Annotated in this window: 19 protein-coding genes; 13 read left to right on the forward strand and 6 right to left on the reverse strand. The window is 63.5% G+C overall.

The annotated features are described in order from the left end of the window. Positions 1–222: 222 nt before the first annotated feature. Together BMI88_RS00010 and BMI88_RS00015 are read right to left on the reverse strand one after the other, a co-directional pair. Positions 223–1,242 (reverse strand): alpha/beta fold hydrolase, encoded by a 1,020-nt coding sequence (locus tag BMI88_RS00010; RefSeq protein ID WP_078544955.1) that lies wholly within the window; start codon positions 1,240–1,242, stop codon positions 223–225. Positions 1,243–1,309: 67 nt separating this feature from the next. Further along, the gene (locus tag BMI88_RS00015) at positions 1,310–2,641 is read right to left on the reverse strand and encodes a cytosine permease (protein WP_078544958.1); all 1,332 of its coding nucleotides are present in this window, start codon (positions 2,639–2,641) and stop codon (positions 1,310–1,312) included. Between the two features lie 561 nt (positions 2,642–3,202). Here BMI88_RS00015 and BMI88_RS00020 point away from each other — a divergent pair. From BMI88_RS00020 to BMI88_RS00065, 10 genes are all read left to right on the forward strand, one after another. Beyond that, positions 3,203–4,366 carry a transporter substrate-binding domain-containing protein gene (locus BMI88_RS00020; protein ID WP_078522107.1) on the forward strand — a complete coding sequence of 388 codons (1,164 nt, stop codon included), beginning with the start codon at positions 3,203–3,205 and terminating at the stop codon, positions 4,364–4,366. Continuing rightward, a complete protein-coding gene (locus BMI88_RS00025) occupies positions 4,366–4,974 on the forward strand; it encodes an ANTAR domain-containing protein (protein ID WP_078522106.1) in 609 nt (202 codons plus the stop codon). The genes BMI88_RS00020 and BMI88_RS00025 overlap by 1 nt, the downstream gene beginning before the upstream one ends. A gap of 352 nt (positions 4,975–5,326) precedes the next feature. Continuing rightward, a complete protein-coding gene (locus tag BMI88_RS00030; protein ID WP_078522105.1) occupies positions 5,327–6,577 on the forward strand; it encodes a transporter substrate-binding protein in 1,251 nt (416 codons plus the stop codon). Between the two features lie 57 nt (positions 6,578–6,634). After that, positions 6,635–7,528 (forward strand): urea ABC transporter permease subunit UrtB, encoded by an 894-nt coding sequence (gene urtB / locus BMI88_RS00035; protein ID WP_078522104.1) that lies wholly within the window; start codon positions 6,635–6,637, stop codon positions 7,526–7,528. A gap of 3 nt (positions 7,529–7,531) precedes the next feature. Further along, positions 7,532–8,704, forward strand: a complete 1,173-nt coding sequence (urtC, locus tag BMI88_RS00040) for an urea ABC transporter permease subunit UrtC (protein WP_078522103.1) — start codon at positions 7,532–7,534, stop codon at positions 8,702–8,704. An 11-nt stretch (positions 8,705–8,715) separates the two neighbouring features. Further along, positions 8,716–9,462 (forward strand): urea ABC transporter ATP-binding protein UrtD, encoded by a 747-nt coding sequence (gene urtD, locus BMI88_RS00045; RefSeq protein WP_078522102.1) that lies wholly within the window; start codon positions 8,716–8,718, stop codon positions 9,460–9,462. After that, a complete protein-coding gene (urtE, locus tag BMI88_RS00050; RefSeq protein ID WP_078544960.1) occupies positions 9,462–10,154 on the forward strand; it encodes an urea ABC transporter ATP-binding subunit UrtE in 693 nt (230 codons plus the stop codon). Before urtD ends, urtE begins: the two co-directional genes overlap by 1 nt. Before the next feature lie 71 nt (positions 10,155–10,225). Beyond that, positions 10,226–11,269, forward strand: coding sequence for an aliphatic amidase (locus tag BMI88_RS00055; RefSeq protein ID WP_078544963.1), 1,044 nt, complete (start codon positions 10,226–10,228; stop codon positions 11,267–11,269). A 58-nt stretch (positions 11,270–11,327) separates the two neighbouring features. Then, positions 11,328–12,125 (forward strand): CbbQ/NirQ/NorQ/GpvN family protein, encoded by a 798-nt coding sequence (locus tag BMI88_RS00060; RefSeq protein WP_078522099.1) that lies wholly within the window; start codon positions 11,328–11,330, stop codon positions 12,123–12,125. Continuing rightward, positions 12,112–14,361 (forward strand): VWA domain-containing protein, encoded by a 2,250-nt coding sequence (locus BMI88_RS00065; protein WP_078547187.1) that lies wholly within the window; start codon positions 12,112–12,114, stop codon positions 14,359–14,361. Before BMI88_RS00060 ends, BMI88_RS00065 begins: the two co-directional genes overlap by 14 nt. Positions 14,362–14,439: 78 nt before the next feature. Here the strand turns inward: BMI88_RS00065 and BMI88_RS00070 are convergent, their stop codons facing one another. Next, positions 14,440–16,362 carry a DEAD/DEAH box helicase gene (locus BMI88_RS00070; RefSeq protein ID WP_078544966.1) on the reverse strand — a complete coding sequence of 641 codons (1,923 nt, stop codon included), beginning with the start codon at positions 16,360–16,362 and terminating at the stop codon, positions 14,440–14,442. A gap of 142 nt (positions 16,363–16,504) precedes the next feature. Further along, complete coding sequence (locus BMI88_RS00075; RefSeq protein WP_078544968.1) at positions 16,505–17,533, reverse strand: cation transporter; 1,029 nt, start codon at positions 17,531–17,533, stop codon at positions 16,505–16,507. Positions 17,534–17,690: 157 nt separating this feature from the next. On the opposite strand from BMI88_RS00075, the gene xylB reads away from it, so the two are divergent. After that, positions 17,691–19,127, forward strand: coding sequence for a xylulokinase (gene xylB, locus BMI88_RS00080; protein ID WP_078544970.1), 1,437 nt, complete (start codon positions 17,691–17,693; stop codon positions 19,125–19,127). Positions 19,128–19,172: 45 nt separating this feature from the next. On the opposite strand, the gene BMI88_RS00085 is transcribed toward xylB, so the two are convergent. Further along, the gene (locus BMI88_RS00085) at positions 19,173–20,096 is read right to left on the reverse strand and encodes an aldose epimerase family protein (RefSeq protein WP_078544972.1); all 924 of its coding nucleotides are present in this window, start codon (positions 20,094–20,096) and stop codon (positions 19,173–19,175) included. Between the two features lie 314 nt (positions 20,097–20,410). Between BMI88_RS00085 and glpD the strand changes: the two genes are divergently transcribed. Both glpD and glpK read left to right on the forward strand, forming a co-directional pair. After that, on the forward strand, positions 20,411–21,970 hold the full coding sequence (glpD, locus tag BMI88_RS00090) for a glycerol-3-phosphate dehydrogenase (protein ID WP_078544974.1): 1,560 nt from the start codon (positions 20,411–20,413) through the stop codon (positions 21,968–21,970). Between the two features lie 21 nt (positions 21,971–21,991). Then, positions 21,992–23,482, forward strand: coding sequence for a glycerol kinase GlpK (gene glpK / locus BMI88_RS00095; RefSeq protein WP_078544976.1), 1,491 nt, complete (start codon positions 21,992–21,994; stop codon positions 23,480–23,482). Here glpK and BMI88_RS00100 read toward each other — a convergent pair. Next, positions 23,476–23,904, reverse strand: a complete 429-nt coding sequence (locus BMI88_RS00100; protein ID WP_078544978.1) for a hypothetical protein — start codon at positions 23,902–23,904, stop codon at positions 23,476–23,478. The two genes, glpK and BMI88_RS00100, sit on opposite strands and share 7 nt — an antisense overlap. Position 23,905 lies beyond the last annotated feature (1 nt).

Raw genomic sequence — 23,905 nt, forward strand, 5'->3', positions numbered from 1 at the left:
CGGGATGGAGCAGCCCGGTAGCTCGTCAGGCTCATAACCTGAAGGTCGTAGGTTCAAATCCTACTCCCGCAACCAAAATCTTCTAAATCATATCAAACCCGTAGCCTCGCTACCCGCGAGGCTTCTTGCGTTGCGATAAACACAGTGGAAGCAACAGAGCGCACCAATGAAAAAGGCGGCCATGAGCCGCCCTTTCCTATATCCGCAAAGCTTCGGCTCGGTTCACGAGGCCAGAAGCTCTTTCAGCTTGTCGTCGATGAACTTGACGTCGTCGGGGTTCGTCCCGGGGCCGCCAGCGAAATGGCCCCAGATCGACGGAACCGGGACGAACTCGGCGTTGGGCATGTTGGCGACTTCGATCTCGCTGTCTTCCGGCGGGAAGTAGAGGTCGGTCTGGCCGGGCATGACATAGGCTTTCGCCTTGATCGCGCCGAGTGCCGCTTTGTAGTCGCCGTTATACAGCTCGTTCGCGCTGATATCGCCATTCTGCCAAGTCCAGGCCATCGTCAGCAGGTTGTTGGCGTCTTTCGGCAGGAAGAACCCTTCCCAGAACCCGATCAGGAAATCCTCGAGCGAGGCGTAGCCGAGAGTCTTTAGATCCAGCTCTTCCCGGTAGAAGCTCTGTGAGAAGCCCCAGCCTGCGTAGACGCGGCCAACTGCGCGGAGGCCTTTTTCGGGCTTAGAGGTGTAGCGCCCGTTTTCCCACGCGGCGTCGGCCCGCAGCGCCGCCTTCACCCCTTCGAGGAAGACATAGTTGTGGCGCGAACACTTCGCCGACCCGCAGAACGGGGCGATCAGGTCCATCATCTCGGGATACATCGCCCCCCAGTGGAAGGTCTGCAGCGCGCCCATCGACCAACCGGTCACCATGCGGATCTTCTCGATGCCGAACTTCTCGGTCACCAGACGATGCTGCGCCTTGACGTTGTCATAGGCGGTCACGTTCGGGAAACGGTCCGCGTTATAGGGCTCCGGCGTGTTCGAGGGCGAGGTGGAGAGCCCGTTGCCGAACATGTTCGGGATGATGATGAAGTATTTCTCGGGGTCGAGCGCCATACCGGGCCCGATCAGCCATTCGTTGTCGTAATGCTGCCCGGAATACCACGTCGGGTAGACGATCACGTTGTCTTTGGCCGCGTTCAGCTTGCCGAAGGTCTTGTAGGCGAGACGGGCGTTGGGCACGGCGAGGCCGCATTGGAACTCGAAGGTGCCAAGCTCGAAGATTTCATAATCAAGGGTCATGGTTTTTCCTCATGTCAAAATGGAGCGACGCCCTATCTCAGGCGACGCTCCGGAAGATCGTTACGGATCAGGCAGTCGCGGTTTTCCCGCTCAGCGTGGAGATCAGGTAGTAAGCGACGCCGCCGACAAGTCCGGCCGAGATGGCGGTCGACAGATGGGGCAGATACCACTCGACGACGAAGGCCACCGCGGAGCCACAGGCCCAGGCGATGAAGGCCGTGCCGCGCCAATCGCGGTCGATCTCGGAGTTCTTGCGCACGAGGAACTGATCCACGAGGATGATCGCGCCGATCGGCGGCACGAGGATGCCCAGCAGCGACAGCCACTGGATGAAGAAGGCCCAGACATTGGTGGCCGCGATGACGATGCCGATGGCGCCGAGGATCACCGCGAAAAGACGCATGTGGCTGCGCAGGATTCGCGACCAGCCGGTCGCTGCGTTATAGAGGCAGTGGGCACAGACCGAGCCGAGGTTCACGTAGAGGAACAGGAAGGCGAGGACGCTCAGCCAAGTCATCTGCATGTTGTTCATGTAGCCGAACATGTTGTCGGTGCCGAAGGGGTTGGCATCCGGAACGGCCAGGGCTGCGGTCATGATGCCGCCGACCAGCATCGCGGCGAGGTTGGCGAAGGGGAAGGCGCTGAAGGTCGCGACCCAGGAGCTTTTCGTGTCCTTGGCCCAGCGGTTGAAGTCGGCGCTCACGGTGCCGGCGTCGATGAAGAGCGCGATGACCACGGTCAGGCCGACGCCCATCGACATCGTCGCGACGCCATTATTGCCCGGGTAGGACATGATCGCGTCCCAGCTGGTCGTCGAAGCCGCGTCGCCGACGACGAAGAGGCCCAGAATGACGAAAAGCGGCACCGAGATCATGCCGATCAGGTGCAGGCCTTTCACGCCGACGAAGGTGACGCCGATATAAAGCGCACCGGCGATGAGCGTCATGACGACGTAGTTCAGGTCATAGGTGGAGCTGACGAGCGCGCCGGTGATGCCGGTTTGCACCGCGTACCAACCAAGTAGAAGCGTCGAGAGCAGGCCGGAGGCGAAGACATAGCCCTTGCGACCGAAGACGATGCTGGCGAGCAGGGCGAAGTTCATCCCTTTCGTCGCGCCGAGCTGACCGAGCAGACCGACATAGACCAGCATGATCAGGTTGCCGATGATCATCGCCGTCAGCGCGGAGCTGAACCCCATGCCGAGCACGAGGATCGAGCCGGTCATCGCGCCGGTGATGATCATCGGGAAACCCATCCAGACCATCGTGACGGAGAACATGCTCCGCCGGGCTTTTGCCGGGACCGGTTCATGTTCGTATTCATCGCCGAGCGCGTGATCGATCTCTTCTTCGATATGTTCGAGCGCCTCTGGCTCGAGATGCTTTTCCGTCGTGGTCATGATGTACCTCGTTGTTGGACTGTTTCTGATGTTCTTGTTTTTGCAGGCATGCGAAGGCCGGACGCTTGCCGTGGGCAAACGCTGACGAAAGTCTCGCCGGGGCGGAGTGGATAAAGGGTCGATCAGTTCGGCAGCTTGATCCTGCCGTCGTTTGTGACCGGTTATACTGATCTCAGAGTTATTGGGCGCGTGCGCCGATCGGGTTAGGGCTCTGTGGTCTCTCCATTTGGGGCGGCAAATCGCCGGGCCGAAAACGCAAAAGCCCCTCACGAATCCATTCACATGGTTCGTAAGGGGCTTTCATTGCCAGATGCGGCGCTCTTCGTTGAACGCTACGTCAACACGATGGCGTGATTCGTTTCAATATGCAAATGTTTTGATGTAACGATGTAAGGCGCTGAAAATAATGCAGAAAAATGAATGAATCATGATTTCAGATGCGTTTTGCAATGCGTCGAACTTGCCGTGACGTCAGTCATTTGCTATTCGATTCTTATGTGACCGTTCCCCCCGGACTCCGCATTCGCGGGAGTTCTCGTTGAAAGATATGGAACCGTATTAATGGCTTTTGACAACGAGCCGGTCGCAGTTGGCCTCCTTTTTTCCCAAACCGGTGTAACGTCGGTGATCGAGCGCACGCAGCGTCAGGCTGCACTGCTGGCGATCGAAGAAATCAACAATGCAGGCGGTATCGATGGTCGTGAACTTCTGATCGAAGACAGCGACCCGGCTTCCGATCCGTTGCGCTTCAAGAGCGAGGCGGAGCGCCTCATCGATGTCGGCGCAAAGACCATCTTCGGCTGCTACATGTCCTCCGCACGCAAGGCCGTCTTGCCTGTGGTCGAGCAACGCCGCGCGCTGCTGTTCTACCCCACGCTTTACGAAGGGTTCGAGTTCTCGAGCAGCTGCGTCTATTCGGGCGCAGCCCCGAACCAGAACTCGCGCTGGTTGGCGGACTATCTCACCCAGACCTATGGCGACCGGTTTGTCTTCGTCGGGTCGAACTACGTTTTCCCCTATGAATCCAATCGGATCATGCGGGATCTGCTGATGCATCGCGGGGCGAAGGTCGTCGACGAAATCTACATCCCCCTGCGCCATAACGAGGAATATATCGAGCGGGCGATCTCGCGCATCAAGGCCGCGGGGCCTGCGGTCGTGTTCTCGACGGTGGTGGGTGAAGGATCGGTCCGCTTCTACCAGGCCTACGACCGCGCGGGCTTCGATCGCAGCAAACAGCCCATCGCCAGCCTGACCTCGGGCGAGCCCGAACTGCTGGCGGTCGGCAAGGATGCCTCGATCGGCAACGTGACGGCCGCGCCCTATTTCAGCGTGCTCGATACCGAGGCGAACCGACGCTTTGTCACGGCCTATGCGCGCCGGTTCGGACCGGATCAGCCGATTTCGGCGGGGACGGAAGCCGCCTATTTCCAAGTCTATCTCTTCGCGGAAGCCGTGCGCAGGTCCGGGGCGACCGATCGCGATAGCGTCTTGCGCACCTTGCCGAATTTCAGCTTCGAAGCGCCGCAGGGCCCCGTGCAGGTCGAAGGGGACACCCATCACACGAGCCTCTGGCCCCGGGTTGCCGTCGTCGGCGAAAGCGGGGCTTTCGAGATCGTGCGCGAAGCGCAGGCACCGGTGCGACCCGACCCTTATCTCGTTGAATATGATGAAGACTTGCAGATGACGTCTCCGCAATTCGGAGCCGGAGGGGGCGGAAGCTGATGCCCCGGCTGCGTCTCAAGGATTTGCGCGACCTCTCGGTCATCGTCGTCCACCCGCCGGACGCAGATGGCAAGGCGCTCATGGATCAGCTCAAACGCATCGGCTGCCGCGCGGAACTGATGTGGCCCCCCGCCAAGGCGCTGCCGAGCGGGACGGATGTCGTCTTCGCAGGCGTCTTCTTCGAGAGCCAGAGTGCCCTGAGCAGCATGCTGCGGAAGTCCGAGAAACCCGGCCCGACGGTGATCGGCATCGTGAATTACGAGAACCCGGCGATGATCGAACTGGTGCTCGACATCAACGCATTCGCGGTGATTTCGAAGCCGGTCCGGACTTTCGGTATGCTGACAAATCTTGTCGTCGCACGCTCCAATTGGATGCAGGCGGCGGATTTCCACGACAAGATCGGCAAGCTCGAAAAGAAGATTTCCGGTCAGAAGAAGATCTCGAAGGCGAAGTCTATCCTTATGGAAATGCACAAGATTTCCGAGAGGGAAGCCTATGGCACCATTCGTGCGCAGGCGATGGGTAAGCGGATTTCCGTAGAGGAAATGGCGGTCGCGATCATCAACGCAAACGAATTGTTGTCATCAAGACCGGATGATGTATAGTCGAATCAGATCGATGGCCAATGATGTCCATCGGTTCGGCACAGAAAGCCCGCTGAAGACACTGTAGTGTCTTCGCGGGCTTTTTGGGTTTTCAGGATGGTGCAAAGGCCGCGCCATCGCTGGGGGCGTACCAGAGCGCACGCAACCCCGCCCTCGTGGCGGCGCTGAATGGCAACGATGCCAATCGCTCCGAACACCCGGAGCCCCCTTCGCCAAAAATGATCCGGACCCCCGCGGTCCGGTCACGGCACCTCACACAATCGGTCACATACCAAACGCTCGTGCACGGGAGTCCTCCCTGCGCATTTACGGCCTGAAAAATCAAAACAAAACCTCAACACGGGAGACAGAAATGAAAACGAACCGGAGAAACTTCCTAAAACACACGACCGCTTTCGGCGCCGCAGCCGCCCTCGGCCCGTCGATGATCGGGAGCCCCGCGCGCGCCTCGGGTGAAATCGAAGTGGGCGTCCTGTTCTCGCTGACCGGCGGCCTTTCGATCATCGAGAAATCGCTCGCCGATGCCACGATGATGGCGATCGACGAGATCAACGCCGCAGGCGGCGTGAACGGGATGATGATCAAGCCGATCCTCGAAGACGGCGCATCCGACCCGAAGACCTATAACGAGAAGGCCTCGAAGCTAGTGATCCGCGATCGCCTGCAGACCGTGTTCGGCTCTTACACCTCGGCGAGCCGCAAGGCCGTTCTGCCGGTCTTCGAAAAGCGCAACAGCCTCTACTTCTACCCGACCTATTACGAAGGCTTCGAGTGCTCGAAGAACGTGGTCTACACGGGCGCGGTGCCGAACCAGCAGCTGTCGAACTTCATCCCGTGGATCACCAACACGCTCGGCAAGAAGAAGTTCTTCATCGTCGGCTCGAACTACATCTACCCGCGCGAGATGGCGAAAGTGTCGAAGATCCTCATCGAGCAGAATGGCGGCGAGTGGGTCGCGGACGAATATCTCGAGCTCGGCCATTCCGAATGGGGCGCGATGGTCTCCAAGATCAAGGAAAGCGGCTGCGACGTGGTTCTGTCGAATGTCGTGGGCGACTCGGTCGTGGCCTTCTACCGCGAGTTCAAGAACCAGGGCCTGACCCACGACAAACTGCCGATCTGCGCGACCGTCACCTCGGAAATCGAGATCGCCGCGATGGGTCCGGAATTCGCCGAAGGCAGCTACACCTCCTTCCCGTATTTCCAGGCCATCGACACCGATCGCAACCGCGACTTCATCGAGCGCTACCGTAAATATGTCAACGATCCCAAGGCAGTGACGCACCACGCGCTCGAGAGCAGCTACTTCCAAGTCTATCTGTGGAAACAGGCGGTCGAGAAGGCTGGTGACATCTCGGCGGATGCGGTGCGCGAAGGCATCAAGGGTCAGGTCTTCGAGGCCCCGAACGGCACCGTCACCGTCGATCCGGAAAACCTGCACACCTATCTCACGCCGCGCATCGCGCAGTGGGGCGCCGATGGTCAGGGCACGATCGTCAACGCATATGACGCGCCGACCAAGCCGCTTCCCTATGTCGCTTACGGCGAGACGGCAGAGAACCTGTTCTGCACCGGCGCCGGTCTCGACACCACCAAGCTGTGACGCAAACCGGGCACCGGGCTGATGTCCGGTGCCCATCCGAGCGAGGCGGAATTCCCTATGTCTGACATCATCTTCATCGGCCTGTCCCTGTCTTCGATCCTGCTGCTGATCGCGCTTGGCCTGTCGATCACCTACGGCGCGATGGGCGTCATCAACATGGCGCATGGCGAGCTCGTCATGATCGGGGCCTATACGGCGGTGCTCGCCGGGCTCCATCTCGGGCTCAACCTGTTCTTCGCGCTGCCTCTGGCCTTCGTGACCTCCGGGCTCGTGGGGCTCGTGATCGAGCGATTGGTGATCCGAAGGCTCTACGGACGGATCATCGACACGCTGCTCGCGACTTGGGGCGTGGCGATCTTGCTGCAACAGCTGATCCGCCTCGAATTCGGCCTGAGCTTCTTCGGCATCCATATCGACGGTCTCGGACCGGGGTTGCAGAACATGACGGTTCCGGCCTTCCTCACCCAGCCGATCGACGTGGCGGGCATGACGATCCAGCCCTATCGCACATTTATCATCGTCGTGACGCTGATGCTCGCGGGGCTGACCTGGTGGCTGATGTATCGCACCCCGATGGGCGTGCAGGTGCGCGCGATCATGCGCAATCCCCAGATCGCGGCCGCCTGCGGCATCGACGTGCGCCGCGTCTCGGCGCTGACCTTCGCCTATGGCTCGGGCCTTGCCGGGATCGCCGGTGTGCTGCTCGCAGGCTTTAAGACGGTCATGCCCGAGATGGGCGCGTCCGTCGTGGTCGATGGCTTCCTCGTCGTCGTGGTCGGAGGGGTCGGCAGCCTTCTCGGAACGATCCTCGCTGCGGGCATTCTCGGACAGATCAACGGCATCGTCGCCTTGGCGTCCAACGACATCATCGCCCGCGCCGTCGTCTTCGCGGTGGTCATCGCCCTGATCCTGTGGCGCCCGCGCGGCCTGTTCTCCTTCAAGTCGAGGTAAGCGATGTCCAGCGAAACGTCCTCCACACTTCCCAGCTCCACGAGCCGTCTTCAGCGACATGCCGACTGGGCCGTCTACGCCGTCTTCATCGTGATGGTTCTCGGCGCGCCCCTGGTGATCGACGATGTGTTCTGGCTCAACCGCATCGCCAAATATCTCGTCTTCGGCATGCTCGGCATCGCGATCGCGCTGTCCTGGGGCTATGCCGGGATCCTCAATCTGGGGCAGGGGCTCTTCTTCGGCCTCGGCGCCTATATGACGGCGATGTCGCTCAAGCTAATGAGCGCCACCAGCCTGCAGCAGGGCTCGGACAAACCGGTGCCGGACTTCATGCTCTGGAATGCAGAGCCCGGGGCCGTCACCGATCTGTGCTGCATCAACAAGGGCTCGTTCCTCTGGATCCCGTTCCAGTCGCAATGGTTCGGCATGGCGATGTCGATCGTGATCCCGCTGATCGTCGCCTTCGTGCTGTCCTCGTCGATCTTCCGGCTGCGCGTCTCGGGCGTCTATGTCGCGATCATCACGCTGGCGCTCGTGCTTCTGGTGCGGCTGCTGCTCATCGACGCGCAGCCGATCACCAACGGGTTCAACGGGCTGACCGATCTGGGCTGGCTGACCATCGGCGGGTTCGAATTCGACCCCTATATGGTCGAGACCTATTACGTGGTCGCCGTCTCGCTCACGGTGGTTTTGCTGTTGGGTCGCTGGCTTGTCTCGACACGGGCCGGGCTGATCCTGCAGTCGACGCGCGATGATCCGACCCGGGCGCGCTATCTCGGCTACGACGTCGCGGCCTATCAGATCTTCTTCTTCACGATCTCGGCCGGGATCGCGGGCTTCGCGGGGCTTCTCTATGTGGTCGCCGCCGAATTCGCCTCGCCGAGCTTCATGGATATCGGCTTCTCGATCTCGATGGTCGTCTGGGCCGCGGTGGGCGGGCGCAACTCGCTGCTCGGCGCCTGTATCGGGGCGATCCTGATCAACACGGTCGAGGCCACGGTCAGCGAGACCGAAATCTTCAAGGAAGCGTGGAAGCTGATCATCGGCGGGATCTTCGTCCTCGTCGTTCTCTACCTGCCGAACGGGCTTGCAGGCATCGCGCGCGATCTTCTGGGGCGGTTCGAACGCCGCCGGAAGGGCACGCCCGCAGAGACGGCCCCGAAAGCCGCGGAATAGGAGGGACGGACATGAATGAAGCACTCACGATCGACGGGTTGACGGTGGATTTCGGCGGGTTCAAAGCCGTGGACGGGTTCACCACCGTGGTTCAGAAAGGCGAGTTGCGGGTCATCCTCGGCCCCAACGGCGCCGGGAAGACCACGCTGATGGATCTCGTCAGCGGCAAGACCGCCTCCACCCAAGGCAGCGTCCATCTCTTTGGCGAGAACATCACCAACCGCCCCGAGCACATCATCGCGCGGCACGGGATCGGGCGAAAATTCCAGATCCCGAGCGTCTTCCGCGATCTGACCGTTCGGCAGAACCTCGAAGTCGCGGCCTCGGGAGAACCCGGCGTATTCCGCAACCTTCGCCTGCACATGGTGGCGGAGGACCGGGCGCGGGTCGAGGACGTGATCGCGATGACGCGGCTCGAGCCGGTGCTCGATACGGTCGCGGGCGAGTTGTCCCACGGCCAGATGCAATGGCTGGAACTGGGGATGCTGATCACGCAACAGGCGAAGGTCATCCTTCTCGATGAACCCACCGCGGGCATGACCCATGCGGAGACCTTCCGCACCGCCGAAATCATCAACGAAATGAAGGGCAGCCACACGATCCTCGTGGTTGAGCATGACATGGCTTTCGTGCGCAAGATCGCCGAGCGGATCACGGTCATGCACATGGGCAAGCTGCTCGCGGAGGGCCCGATGGAAAAGATCGAGACCGATCCAAAGGTGCGCGAAGCCTATCTCGGTTCGGGAGGGATTCACTGATGCTTTCTCTGAGCAACCTCGACAGCTTCTACGGCCGCAGCCAAGCGTTGCACGACGTCTCGATGAGCGCGCCGAGCGGCACGATCCTCGCCGTTCTGGGCCGCAACGGCGTGGGCAAGACCACGCTTCTGCGCTCCATCCTCGGGCTGACTGATCGCCAGAGCGGTGATGTCGTGCTCGACGGGCAGAACATCTCCTCTGATGCGACCTACCGGCGCGCGCGGGCGGGGATCGCCTATGTGCCGCAGGGCCGGATGATCATCCCCGATTTCACCATCCGCGAGAACATCCTGATGGGCGGCTTCGCGGCGCAGGGCCCGCGCGCCATTCCCGAAATCGTCCCGAAGATCTTCCCCTATCTGATGGAAAATCTCGACCGGCCCGGGGGGGTGCTCTCGGGCGGTCAGCAACAGCAGCTTGCCATCGCCCGCGCGCTGGCGAGCGGCCCCAAGGTCCTCCTGATGGACGAGCCGACCGAGGGCATCCAGCCCAATATCGTCGAGCAAATCGAGGACATCATCATCCGCCTCAATGCCGAACTCGGACTGACGATCCTCCTTGTCGAGCAGAACGTGAAATTCGCGCGCCGTGCCGCGCAGAACTTCACGATGCTCGAGAACGGTCGCGTCGTGGCCGATGGCGCGATCGCGGATCTCACCGAGGAAACGGTCACCAAACACATGGCGATCTGACCCCATAAACCCGCCTTCCCGGATCAACCGGAAAGGCATTCGACAACTCCACCAACAGCAGAGGTAACAACATGTATCATGGAGATATTTCGAGCAGCGCCGATACCGTGGGCGTCGCCGTCGTCAACTACAAGATGCCGCGTCTTCACACCAAGGCCGAGGTTCTCGAGAACTGCCACAAGATCGCCGACATGGTGAAAGGCATGAAGAAGGGCCTGCCGGGCATGGACCTGGTGATCTTCCCCGAATACTCGACCCACGGCATCATGTATGACGAGACCGAGATGTACGAGACCGCCTCGTTGGTGCCGGGCGAAGAGACCGAGATCTTCGCCGCCGCCTGCCGTGAAGCCAATGTCTGGGGCGTGTTCTCGCTGACCGGCGAGCGCCACGAAGAGCACCCGAAGAAGGCGCCCTACAACACGCTCATCCTGATGAACAACAAGGGTGAGATCGTCCAGAAATACCGCAAGATCATGCCCTGGGTTCCGATCGAGGGCTGGTATCCGGGCAATTGCACCTATGTCTCGGAAGGCCCTAAGGGCATGAAAATGAGCCTCATCATCTGTGATGACGGCAACTACCCGGAGATCTGGCGCGACTGCGCGATGAAGGGTGCCGAACTGATCATCCGCTGCCAGGGCTACATGTATCCGGCCAAGGACCAGCAGGTGATCATGGCCAAGGCGATGGCCTGGGCGAACAACTCCTATGTCGCCGTCGCCAATGCGGCAGGCTTCGACGGCGTCTATTCCTATTTCGGCCACTCGGCCATCGTCGGCTTCGACGGCCGCACGCTGGGCGAATGCGGCGAAGAGGAATACGGCATCCAATACGGCCAGCTCTCGGTCTCGGCGATCCGCGATGCGCGCAAGAACATGCAGAGCCAGAACCACCTCTTCAAGCTCGTGCACCGTGGCTATACCGGCATGATCAACTCGGGTGACGACACCAACGGTCTCGCCGAGTGCCCCTACGACTTCTACACCAAATGGGCGGAAGATCCGGAAGGCACGCGCGAGATGGTCGAGGCGATGACCCGCTCGACCGTCGGTACCGAGGAATGCCCGATCGACGGTATTCCCAACGAAAAGTCCGACCCCACTCACCGGTGAGGCAGGCGAGCAGTGCCGGCGGAGACATCCGCCGGCCGATCAAACGCGAGGATCTTCTATGACGATCGACCAGTACCGGCTCGAGGAAGAGCCGACTTACCACCCGAGCGGCGACGAGGTGGCCTTCTACGAATCCGCCTATGCGGCGCGGCTTCCGGTGATGCTCAAGGGGCCGACCGGCTGCGGCAAGACCCGCTTCGTCGAGCATATGGCCTGGCGTCTGGGCAAGCCGCTCATCACGGTGTCCTGCCACGAGGACATGACCGCCTCGGATCTTGTCGGGCGGTTTCTGCTCGGCCCCGAGGGCACGCATTGGCAGGACGGGCCGCTCACGATGGCGGTGCGTCACGGCGCGATCTGCTATCTCGACGAGGTGGTCGAGGCGCGTCAGGACACGACGGTCGTGATCCATTCGCTGACCGATGATCGCCGGATATTGCCGCTCGAGAAGAAGGGCGAACTGGTCCATGCGCATCCCGATTTCCAGCTCGTGATCTCTTACAACCCCGGCTACCAGAGCGTTCTCAAAGACCTCAAGGAATCCACGAAGCAACGCTTCAGCGCGGTCGATTTCACCTACCCGATGGCCTCGGTCGAGGCTTCCATCGTGGCCTCCGAGGCGGATATCGCCGCCGATATCGCCGACAAGCTGGTGAAGATCGCCGAGAAGTCGCGGCATCTGCGCGGGCAGGGGCTCGAGGAAGGGGCGTCCACGCGGATGCTCATCCATGCCGGTCGCCTCATAAAGACGGGCATGACGCTGACCGACGCCTGCAAGCACGCGATCATCGTTCCCATCACGGATGACCCGGATATGCGCGGTGCGCTCGATGCGGTCGTCGATGCCTGTGCCTGACAGCATGAATGTCGAAGCCACCCCTGACCTGCCGGGCGCGATCCGCAGCGCCTTCTCGGCGCCCGCGATAGCCGACTGGCTGCGGGCGCGCGAACGGCTGCGGGGCGCGGGATACGGGCGGACGGTCCCCCGCGCCTATGAGCGTAGTTCGCTGGCTCTTGCGCCGAAACTCGGGGCGGGGCCGACGATCGCCTTGGCAAAACTCGTGTCCCATGTCGCGATCCGGGTCTCGCCCCGCGCGGCGGAGCGCGTCTGCACTGCGGCGGACACGGTCGCGCAGAGATACGAGCCGCAGGAATTCACCGCGTGGCTCGCGCTGATGACGCGGATTACCACGCAAGCGCCGGAGTCCGTGTATCCCTTTCTCGATAATATGGAACGGCTCGTCGGGCGGCTCTCCGAACAGGCGCTCGAGGACTGGGTCGCGACCGGATTGCGTCTGGCGGGGCGCGATGCCGACAAGCGAAGCGCCTATTTCTCCTTGCAGACCGCCGAGGCGCAGCGCGCGCTCGAACACGAAAGCGGCGAGCAGAGCTTCTACGATCACGAGCGCCGGTTGCGGGCCTATCTCACGGCGATTTCCGGCGCGACCCCGCCGCTGCGTGTCGCGCCCACGGGCATGGGAGAGAAAGCCGCGCGGCGGGTGTCCTTCGCGGGCAATGTCATTCTCGTGCCGCCCAGCTTGCCCGGCTATCGCGGCGAGACGGAGTCCCTGTTTCGCGCCGCGCTCGCCCATATCGGGGCGCATATCAACTTCACCAAAACCCGCTTTGATATCGGGCAGCTCAAACCGCTGCAGATGGCGGTCGTGTCCTTGATCGAGGATGCGCGGGTGGAGGAACTGGCGGCGCAGGAGATGCCCGGGCTGCGCAGACTCTGGCAAGGGTTTCACGTCGCCCAACCCGGAGGGCTGCCGACCGCTCCCAGCCTGTTCGCGCGGCTGGCGCGGGCGCTGATCGATCCTGAGTTCGACGACCCCGACGGATGGGTTCAAAAAGGCCGCCGGATGTTCATGGAGGCGCGCGAGCGCTGGGCCGATCCGGCGATCAGCCGCGAGATCGGCAATCTGCTGGGCAACGATCTCGGGCAGCTTCGCGTGCAGTTCAATGCGAAGGATTACGTGGTTCAGCCCGCCTATCGCGACGACAATCTCGGGCTCTGGGCTCTCGACGAACCACCCCCGGAAGAGGCGCAGACCCTGGAGGTTCAGGTCGACACCGTGCAACTGCGTCGCTCCGAGCCGACCCCGGGCGCGGGCAAGCAATCGCAACAGCAGGAGCAGACCGAAAGCGACAGGGTCGAGAAAGTCGCCCCCGTCACCGAGGCGGCCGAAGAGGGACGGGCGGTCGCCTCCTATCCCGAATACGACTACGAGATCGGCCGGGAACGCGCGAACTGGACGGTGGTCAAGGAATACCCCGCGACGCCGGGAAATCGCCGCTTCTGGCAGGAGTTGCAGGACGCGCAGGGGCCGCTTCTGTCGCGCATCACCGGCCTCGTGCGCTCGGCGCAGATCGGGCGCGCGCGCCGGGAGAAGCGGCAGGCGGAGGGAGAAGTTCTCGATCTCGACGCCTGTATCGAGGCGGCGACGGCTCTGCGTGCTGGCGAGTTTCCCGATCATCGCCTCTACGAGCGGCAGGCCCCGCCGACGCGCGATCTCGCGGTCAGCCTGCTCCTTGATATCTCGCAATCGACGGCCGATCTCGTCCCCGGAACACAGCACCGCATTCTGGACATGGAGCGCGATGCGACGGCGGTTCTCGCCCATGCGATGAACGAAATCGGCGATCCTTTCGCGATCAACGCCTTCTGCTCGGCCGGGCGCGAAGACGTGCGCGTCGTTGCGGTGAAACGGTTCTCCGATGCGTTGGATGAAGAGACGGGTTCGGCGCTGTCGGGCCTGAAGCCGGGCTATTCGACGCGGCTCGGGGCCGCCCTGCGCCATGCCGGGAAGGACCTCGCGCAGGTGCCGCGGCATCGTCGCCTGCTGCTCTTGATCACCGACGGGGAGCCCTCGGATATCGACTCGCCCGATCCGGACTATCTTGTCCGCGACGCGCGGCGCGCCGTTCGCAGCCTGAGCGCGCTGGGGATCGATGTCTTCTGCGTGGGGCTCGGGCCGCGAAACAAGGAGCAAGAGGCCGCGATTTTCGGGCGCAACGGGTTCATCCAGATCGACGAGCTGAGCACGCTGCCGGACAAGCTTTTGTCGCTCTATCTCCGGCTGACGCGGTAACGGGGCGCTGACCCCGGCGCTTCTGAGAGCATATGAAAAAGGCCCGCATCGCTGCGGGCCTTTTGCAAAATCATACCATCACTTGCGCGGCTTCTTCGGGCCGCCGGGCTTGGGCTTCCCGCCTTTGCCCGGATGCGGCCCTTTGCCGGGGCCTGCATATTTCGCGCGGGGCTTCCTGGCCTTCGGGGCGGCACCGCCTTCGGGCTTGGGCTTGCGCTTCTTCGGCGGGATGTCCGCGAGGGCTGCGAACACGGCCTCGTCGTCGGGGCTCCAGCCGCTGGTCTTCGCACTCTCCTCCGGGGTGTCGTCGCGTGGAGCCTTGGGCGGGCCCTTGCGATGGGGCGCCTTGTTTGGGCGCTCGCCACGGTCGCCGCGTTCCGGTTTGCCGTGCGGCTTGTCGGCGCGGCGCTTTTTCGGCGGCGGTCCGAAATCAGGTTCACCGTTCAGGGCGCGGGCCTTGATCTCATCGGAGAGCTCGCCATCGGGACCAAGCGAGGCCGCGAATTTCGCGACGCTCTTCTCGGCGATCTCGACGAAGGTCTCGTCATCGCGCACGCGGATCGCACCGATCGACGATTTGTCGAGATCGGCATGGCGGCGCAGCAAGGGCAGCAGCCAGCGCGGCTCGGCCCGGTCATTGCGACCGACCGACAGCGTGAACCAGCGGCTCGGACCGAATTCCTGACGCTCCGATTGCCCCTTGGTGTCCGGCGGCAGAAGGTCTTCGGGCGGGGCATTGCGCGATTGCTGCAGCCGCAGGAAGGCGGCGGCGACAGCCTCGGCCCCGTGCCGGTCGAGCAGCTTGCGCGCAAACGCCGCCTGATCCTCGCTGACCGGCTCGCGCCAATCGGGATCGGTCAGCAAGCGCTCTTCATCGCGCGCGATGATCGACTCGGCCGAGGGCGGCACAGTCCATTCGGCGTTGATCTTCGCGAATTTCAGCAGGCGTTCGGCACGTTTGACCATGCGCGGCGGCACGATCAGCGCGGACATGCCCTTGCGCCCGGCGCGACCCGTCCGGCCCGAACGGTGCAGCAGGCTCTCGGTGTTCTGCGGCAGATCGGCATGGATCACGAGGCTCAGGTTCGGCAGGTCGATGCCGCGCGCGGCCACATCGGTCGCCACGCAAACGCGCGCGCGCCCGTCGCGCATCGCCTGCAGCGCGTGGCTGCGTTCGGCTTGGCTCAGTTCACCCGACAGCGTCACGACCGAGAGGCCGCGATTGCCGAGACGCGCGCTGAGATGGTTCACCGCCGCGCGGGTGTTGGCGAAAACGATGGCGCTTTCGTCATGGTGGAAGCGCAGCAGGTTGAAGATCGCATGATCGCTGTCCGAGGCCGCAACCTTCAGCGCCTTGTAGGCGATGTCGGAGTGCTGCTGCGCGGTGTTGATCGTCGAAATGCGCTGCGCGTCGTTCTGGAACTGCTCGGCCAGCTTCGCGATCATCGGCGAGACGGTGGCGGAGAACAGCAGCGTGCGCCGCTCTTCCGTGGCGGAGCCGAGGATGAATTCGAGGTCTTCCCGGAAGCCCAGATCGAGCATCTCGTCGGCCTCGTCGAGCACGACCGCGCGGATGTCGCTCAGATCGAGCGCGCCGCGGCGGATATGGTCGCTCAGACGACCGGGCGTGCCGACCACGATATGGGTGCCGCGTTCGAGGGCGCGGCGTTCCTGACGCGGGTCCATGCCGCCGACGCAGGAGCTGACGATGGCGCCGGTCTTGGCGTAGAGCCAGCGCAATTCCTGCATGACCTGAAAGGCGAGTTCCCGCGTGGGGGCCACAACGAGTGCAAGCGGCGTGCCAGCCGGGCCGAAGCTTTCGGCCTCGCCCAGCAGGGTCGGGGCGATCGCGAGACCGAAGCCGACCGTTTTACCCGAGCCGGTCTGGGCAGAGACCAGCAGGTCCTTGCCCTCCAGCGCGGGATCGGTCACCGCGTCCTGCACGGGAGTGAGAGTGTCGTAGCCGCGCTCGGCGAGCGCTGCGGAAAGGGAGGGGATCATCGGAAAGTCGTCCAAGCAATGACGTAAGGGACGGGCCGCTCTGCTCTGGCAGCCCGTGCGGAAGGCGCCTGCATAACGGTCCCTGCGGCAAATGTATATTGCCTATTTGGGGAATCCGCTCTCTATGGGCAATAATTCTTGGTCAGGCGAGGACTTGCAGCACCACCGCCGAGGCGTAGATCGCGACCAGCAGCAGGCTCTCGATCCCGATCCGGGCCGGCCCGTCCTTCTGCCGCAGGATGAGCCCGCCGAGCAGCACGCCCGTCATCATCAGTCCCGTCGCCAGCCAGTAGAGGTCCGACATCGAGACCGCGTGATACAGCGAGCCGTCACGATATGCCCCATCGGAGAAGACGAGGAACAGCGTGTCGAAAGTGTTGCCGCCGATGATCCCGCCGATGGCCAGTTGCAGCGCGCCGCGACGGACAGCTGTCAGCGTCGTCACCAGTTCGGGCAGCGAGGTCACGATCGCCGTCAGCAGCGCGCCCACCAGCGAGGAGCTGAGACTGAAGCGGGTGACGAATTCCTGCCCGGCTTGCGAAATGACCCAACCGCTGAGGCCCATGATGACGACGAGGCCCATGAAGACGATGATCGGCCCGCGCGGCGAGCGGTTCGCTTCCTCCTCGTCTTCGGGTTCGTCATGGCGCGTCTCGCGAGTCTCGACCGGTCTCCACATCGGCGTCTCCGACACCTGGGTCGCGAGTTTCGTGCCGCCGAGATAGGCGAGGAACAGCACCACCGAGGCCGGGCTGATCCCCCAGATCGCGAAGTCGGGCGCGGCGGTCGCGGCGAGCGGGATCGACAGCAGCACGATCAGCATCACCGCCTGAAAAAGGTTCGCGGGCTCTGCCGCGGAATGTTCGAGATTGGCGCGTCGGTGCAGCATGTCGGCGAGCGCCAGAAAGAAGGTCTGCGCGGCGATCCCGCCCACGGCATTGGAAAAGGCGAAACTCGCATCGCCCTGTGCGGCCACCGAGACCGAGACGACGATCCCCGACAGCGAGGTCGCGGCCCCCAGCACGATCCCGCCCGCCAGCGCTTCGCCCATCCGCGTGCGATCCGCGATCACATCGGCCAGTCCGGTCGCCTTGATGGAGGAGATGACGACGATCAGCCCGGCGAGGGTGAAGACGCCGAGCAGAAGCGGGGTCGAAAGTGAGGCGATCATGAAGGCTCCGGGGACATTGTTCGAAAAGCAACCGCGCAGCGCGCTCACGGTTCCGTTAAGAGGGCGGTGGCTGGGCGCCTCTGCAAAGGGCTGGGGGAGTCGACATGCCCGACAGAGACGTTAGTGTCGGCGCCAATCAGCGCGCGGGAGGACAAGCATGTTTATCGGATTGGATCTGGGCACATCGGGGCTGAAGGGGCTCTTGATCGACGAGGCGCAGCGCGTGGTGGCCGAGGCGACGCATCCGCTCACCGTGTCGCGCCCGCAGGAGGGCTGGTCGGAACAGGATCCAGCCGAATGGATCGCGGCGATGGAGGCGGTGCTCGGCTCGCTCGCGCAGCACGATCTGTCGGCGGTGCGCGGGATCGGGCTTTCGGGGCATATGCATGGCGCGACGCTGCTCGATGCGCAGGACGCGGTGCTGCGGCCCTGCATCCTGTGGAACGACACCCGCGCCCATCGCGAGGCTGCAACGCTCGATGCGGATCCGCAATTCCGAGAGATCAGCGGTAATATCGTCTTCCCCGGCTTCACTGCGCCGAAACTGGTCTGGCTCGCCAAGCACGAGCCGGAGCGTTTCGCGAAAGTGGCGAAGGTGCTGTTGCCGAAGGACTACCTGCGGCTCTGGCTGACTGGAGAGCATGCTTCGGAGATGTCCGACGCCGCCGGGACGAGCTGGCTCGATACCGGCGCGCGCGACTGGTCGGATGCGCTTCTGTCGGCGACCGGGATGCGGCGCGAACAGATGCCGCGCCTCGTCGAGGGCTCGGACGTGTCGGGCACGCTGCGCCCGCAGATCGCGGCGCGCTTCGGTCTGCCGGAGGGCGTCGTCGTTGCGGGCGGCGGGGGCGACAACGCGGCTTCGGGCGTGGGCGTCGGCGTCGTGGCAGCCGGGCAAGCCTTCGTCTCGCTCGGCACCTCCGGCGTGCTGTTCGCCGCCGATGACGGCTATCGCCCCGATGCGGCGAGCGCGGTGCACAGTTTCTGTCACGCCCTGCCGCAGACATGGCACCAGATGGGCGTGGTGCTGGCCGCGACCGACGCGCTGAACTGGTACGCGCGGCTTCTGGAGAGCGACGCCAAGGAATTGACCGAAGGCCTCGGCCCGCTGCAGGCGCCGGGCAAGGCGCGGTTCCTGCCCTATCTCGGCGGCGAGCGTACGCCGCTCAACGATGCGGCGATCCGCGGCGCGTTCATCGGGCTTGAGCACGCAACCGATCGCGCCGCGACCACGCGGGCCGTGCTGGAAGGGGTGAGCTTCGCGCTGCGCGATTGCCGCGATGCGCTGGCTGGCACCGGCACCCGGATCGAGACGCTGCTCGGCGTCGGCGGCGGTACGCGCTCGCGCTATTGGTGCGAGGCGATCGCGACCGCGCTCGACACGCCCGTGGCCCTGCCGGTGGCGGGCGATTATGGCGGCGCGTTCGGGGCGGCGAGGCTTGGGATGATGGCCGCGACCGGCGGCGGGCTGGATATCGCGAGCCCGCCCGAGATCGCCGCGACGATCGAGCCGGTCTCCGCGTTGCGCGAGGCGTTCGACGAAGGGTACAAGCGCTACCGTCAGGCCGGCGCTGCGCTGCGGGGTTTGACCTGATCTACCTCGGGCCGCGCGGTGGCGATCGGCGCGGCGTCGCGGAGATTAGCTCGAGAATTGCAGACGGATCCGGTTCACATATTCCACGCCCGGTCGCAGGATCGTCGAGGGGAACTCGGGGCGATTGGGCGCATCGGGCCAGGCCTGCGGTTCCAGGCAGATCGCGTTGAAGCTGTCGCCGGACGGAGCGGTGTAGACCTGCAATCCGGGCTGGTTGCTCAGCATGGTCATGCTGCGTCCGGAGGCCGGATCGCTCAATACCGCCACCTCGCGCATCCCGCCGGAGCCGGTGCAGAAATTGTGGTCGAAGCCCGCGCCATCGGGCCCCAGCGCCGGGGCCGGTTCGCGGAAATCGAAGCGCGTGCCAGCCACGTCGCGCGGCCCGCCTACGGGGAGTTTCTCGCCATCAACCTCGAGAACCTGTTTGGCATTGAGCTTCAGTCGGTGATCGGCGATCGAGCCGCCGCCCGCGAGATTGAAATACCCATGCGAGGTCAGAGACACCGGGCAAGCGCGATCACAGCACGCGCGGTAAGTGATGCTCAAAGTTTCTGGGTCCGATACCGCGAAGCTCACCTCCGCGACGAGATTTCCGGGGAAGCCTTGATCGCCATCCGGGCTTTCGAGCCGCAGTGTCGCCGCGTTGATCCAATGCGCGACAACGGTCCAGTCGCATTGGTCGAACCCCTTGCCACCGCCATGGAGGCAGTTCCCGCCTTCATTCGCATCTAGCTGGAACTGCTCGCCATCGAGCGTGAATTGCGCTCCGGCGATGCGGTTGGCATAGCGCCCGATCGTCGCTCCGTGGAAATCGCGTGTCTTCTGTTTCGGGTCGGGGCCGATGAGAAGCTCGACCGGACCGTCGTCGCTGGGCAGCACAACGCTTGTCAGTCGCGCGCCCTTTGGATCGATGCGCACCAGCATCCCTGATGCAAGCCCGATCTCCAGTTCTGATTCGTGATCGAACATGCTGTGTCCTGTCCGTTTCTCGACGAGGCCAACCTAGCGTAACCCTCTCTTCACGTTATGACTTTAATCTCGATCAATACCTGAGGCCAGTTAGCTACATCGCCACTTTCAGCGCTTTGGGCGCGGGCCGCACATCCCGAGCCACATCATACCCAACGCAATTGTTCCTTAAAAGTTTCGTGATGAGCACGCGGAATCTTGTGTGCAGAGGTATTCATGCTCGATTTTGCGCGAAAATTCATTATATCTGGCAATAACGAAAGTTAACGCGCCTTTTGGTGCACAAGCGACAGGCGCTAGCGGGAGTACGCAAAATGCCACAAGCAGTAGATCTCTTCGTGATCGGCGGCGGGGTGAACGGCTGCGGGATCGCGCGCGACGCGGCCGGACGGGGCCTGCGGGTGCGTCTGGCCGAGATGGGCGATCTTGCGCAGGCGACCTCTTCGGCCTCCACCAAGCTGTTCCACGGCGGGCTGCGCTACCTCGAATATCTCGAGATCAAACTGGTCCGCGAGGCGCTGTCCGAGCGCGAGGTGCTAATCCGCGCGATGCCGCATATCTCATGGCCGATGCGCTTCGTGCTGCCCTATAGCGCCGATATGCGTTTCGAGAGCGATACACCGGTCTCGAAAATGCTCTCTACCGTCATGCCGTGGATGAAGGGCAAGCGCCCGTCCTGGATGATCCGCTCGGGGCTGTTCCTCTATGACCATCTGGGCGGGCAGGGGCTGCTGCCGGGCACCAAGCGGCTCGACCTGCGCAACGCCCCGGAAGGCGCGCCGCTGAAGGACAGCTTCACCCATGCGTTCGAATATTCCGATGGCTGGGTGCAGGATGCCCGGCTCGTCGTGCTCAATGCTCGCGACGCCGAGGCGCATGGCGCCGACATTCGCGTGCAGACCAAGGTGGTCGAGGCGCATCGCGATGGCGGCCACTGGGTGATCGTGACCGAAGGCCCGAACGGGCGCGAAGAGCATATGGCCCGCGCCGTGGTCAATGCTGGCGGCCCGTGGGTCGAGCAGATCCTGAAAGGCACGATGGGCAGCGCCAGCCGCGAGCATATCCGCCTCGTGCGCGGCAGCCATATCGTGACGCGCAAGCTCTACAATCACGACAAATGCTACTTCTTCCAGGGTGCGGACGGGCGGATCATCTTCGCGATCCCCTATGAGCAGGACTTCACCCTGATCGGCACCACCGAGGCCGCCCATGAGGACTCGCCGCTCGCCGCCGAATGCACCGAGGCTGAGCGCGATTACCTGTGCGATTTTGCGTCCGAATATTTCAAGGAAGAGGTCACGCCCGACGACGTCGTCTGGACCTATTCCGGGGTGCGCCCGCTCTATGAAGACGGCGCGAGTTCGGCCACGGCGGCGACGCGCGAATATGTTCTTTCGCTCGATGCGCCGGCGGGCCAACCCGCGGCGCTGCACGTCTTTGGCGGAAAGATCACCACCTATCGCCGTTTGGCCGAGGATGCGCTCGCCAAGCTGCGCCCGCACCTCCCGGGCATGGGCGGGTCGTGGACGAAAGGCGCGCGCCTGCCGGGTGGCGATTTCGCCCCCGAAGAGGTCGGCGCCAAGATTGCCAAGCTCTCGCAGGATTATCCCTTCGTGGATCGCAAATGGGCCGAGCGGATGATCCGCCATTACGGCACCGAGTCCTGGGACATCTTCGGCGATGCCAAGGCGCTGGGCGATCTGGGGCGCGATTTCGGCGGTACGCTGACCGAGGCCGAGCTGCGCTGGCTCGTCGAGAAGGAGTGGGCACGCAAGGTCGAGGACGTGATCTGGCGGCGCACCAAGCTGGGCTTGCGGCTCGATGCCGATCAGGTCAACTCTGTCGCCGCGTGGCTGGAGGAGCACGCAGCCTGAGGCGCGAAACGGGAGGACTTCATGACCTATATTCTGGCAATCGACCAAGGCACCACGTCTTCGCGCGCGATCGTCTTTGACGATGCGCTGCGCCCCGTGGCGAGTGCGCAGCAGGAATTCACGCAGCACTTCCCGCATTCCGGCTGGGTCGAGCATGATGCCGAGGAGATCTGGGATAGCGTGCTGGCGACCGTGCGCGGGGCCATCGAGAAAGCCGGGATTGCGGCCTCCGACATCTCCGGGATCGGCATCACCAACCAGCGCGAGACGACGCTGGTCTGGGATCGCGAGAGCGGAAAGCCGATCCATAATGCCATCGTCTGGCAGGACCGCCGCACCGCCGAATTTTGCCGCGAGCTGCGCGAGGACGGGTTCGAGGACACGGTGACCGCGCGCACCGGGCTGATCGTGGACCCGTATTTCTCGGCCACGAAACTGCGTTGGCTTCTGGAGAATGTCGACGGCGCGCGCGAGGCCGCCGAGGCGGGCAAGCTCGCCTTCGGCACGATCGACAGCTGGCTGATCTGGAAACTGACGGGCGGCAAATCGCATGTCACCGATGCGACCAATGCCGCGCGCACGATGCTTTACGATATCGCCAAGGGCCGCTGGTCGACGACCATCGCCGCCAAGCTCGGCGTGCCGATGGAGATGCTGCCCGAGGTAAAGGATTGCGCCGCCGAGTTCGGCGTCACGCACCCCGATCTCTTCGGCGCGGAAATCCCGATCCTTGGTGTCGCGGGCGACCAGCAGGCGGCGACCGTGGGGCAGGCCTGCTTCAAGCCCGGTATGCTGAAATCGACCTACGGGACCGGCTGCTTTGCGCTGCTCAATACCGGCGATCAAATGGTGCGCTCGGAGAACCGCCTGCTGACGACCATCGCCTATCAGCTCGACGGCAAGGTCACCTACGCGCTCGAAGGCTCGATCTTCGTCGCGGGGGCTGTGGTGCAATGGCTGCGTGACGGGCTGAAGATCATCGAAGCCGCCGATCAGACGCAGGCGCTCGCCGAGCAGTCCGACCCCGAGCAGGACGTGATCATCGTGCCCGCCTTCACCGGCCTCGGCGCGCCTTACTGGAACCCCGATTGCCGCGGCGCGGTCTTCGGCCTGACCCGCAGCTCCGGCCCGGCCGAGTTCGCCCGCGCGGCGCTGGAATCGGTCGGTTTCCAGACCCGCGACCTCTTGGAGGCGATGCAGGCGGATTGGTCCGATGACGCCCGCCCGACCCTGCGCGTCGATGGCGGCATGACGGCCTCGGACTGGGCGATGCAGTTCCTGTCGGACATCCTCGGCGCGCCTGTCGACCGGCCCGAAGTGTTGGAAACAACGGCGCTCGGCGCGGCATGGCTCGCGGGCTACAAGGCGGGGATTTATCCCGAGCCCGAGGAGTTCGCAAAGGGCTGGGCGCTCGATCGCAACTTCGCCCCCGAGATGGACGAGGCCAAGCGCGAAGCCCGCTACGCCGAGTGGAAAAAAGCGGTCGCTGCGGCGATCTCGATCACTCAGTAGCAGCCCGAGTGATCTTCGCCCCAGCCGGCGATATAGATCACAGACGGGGTGCGCCCGTAGCCGCAGACGAAGACATAGACGCCGAAGGGCTGCCCCGCGCGGACCATTTGCGTAAAACTTCCCCGCGTATCGCCGCCCGCCTCGACCATCGCGGGAATACGCGCCCGCGTGGCGCGATCCGCGAAGACAGGATCGGATTCGTCGCGCGCATCCCTTAGCCCGAAGCGATGATAATTCGCCCGATCCTGCTGCAAGGCCGCACCGAGAGATCTCAGGGCCACGCCCTTCGAATTCCGCATATCCTGTGGGCCGATGTAGGCGGAGTAGGCCGCAATCTGGGTCCAGTCCTGTGCGGCTGACAGGCCGGGCAATCCAATGAGCGGCAGGGGGATGATGGCGATAAGACGAAGTAATTGGCGCATG

This window comes from Thioclava sp. F36-6 (genome assembly GCF_002020305.1).
GTDB lineage: Bacteria > Pseudomonadota > Alphaproteobacteria > Rhodobacterales > Rhodobacteraceae > Thioclava > Thioclava sediminum.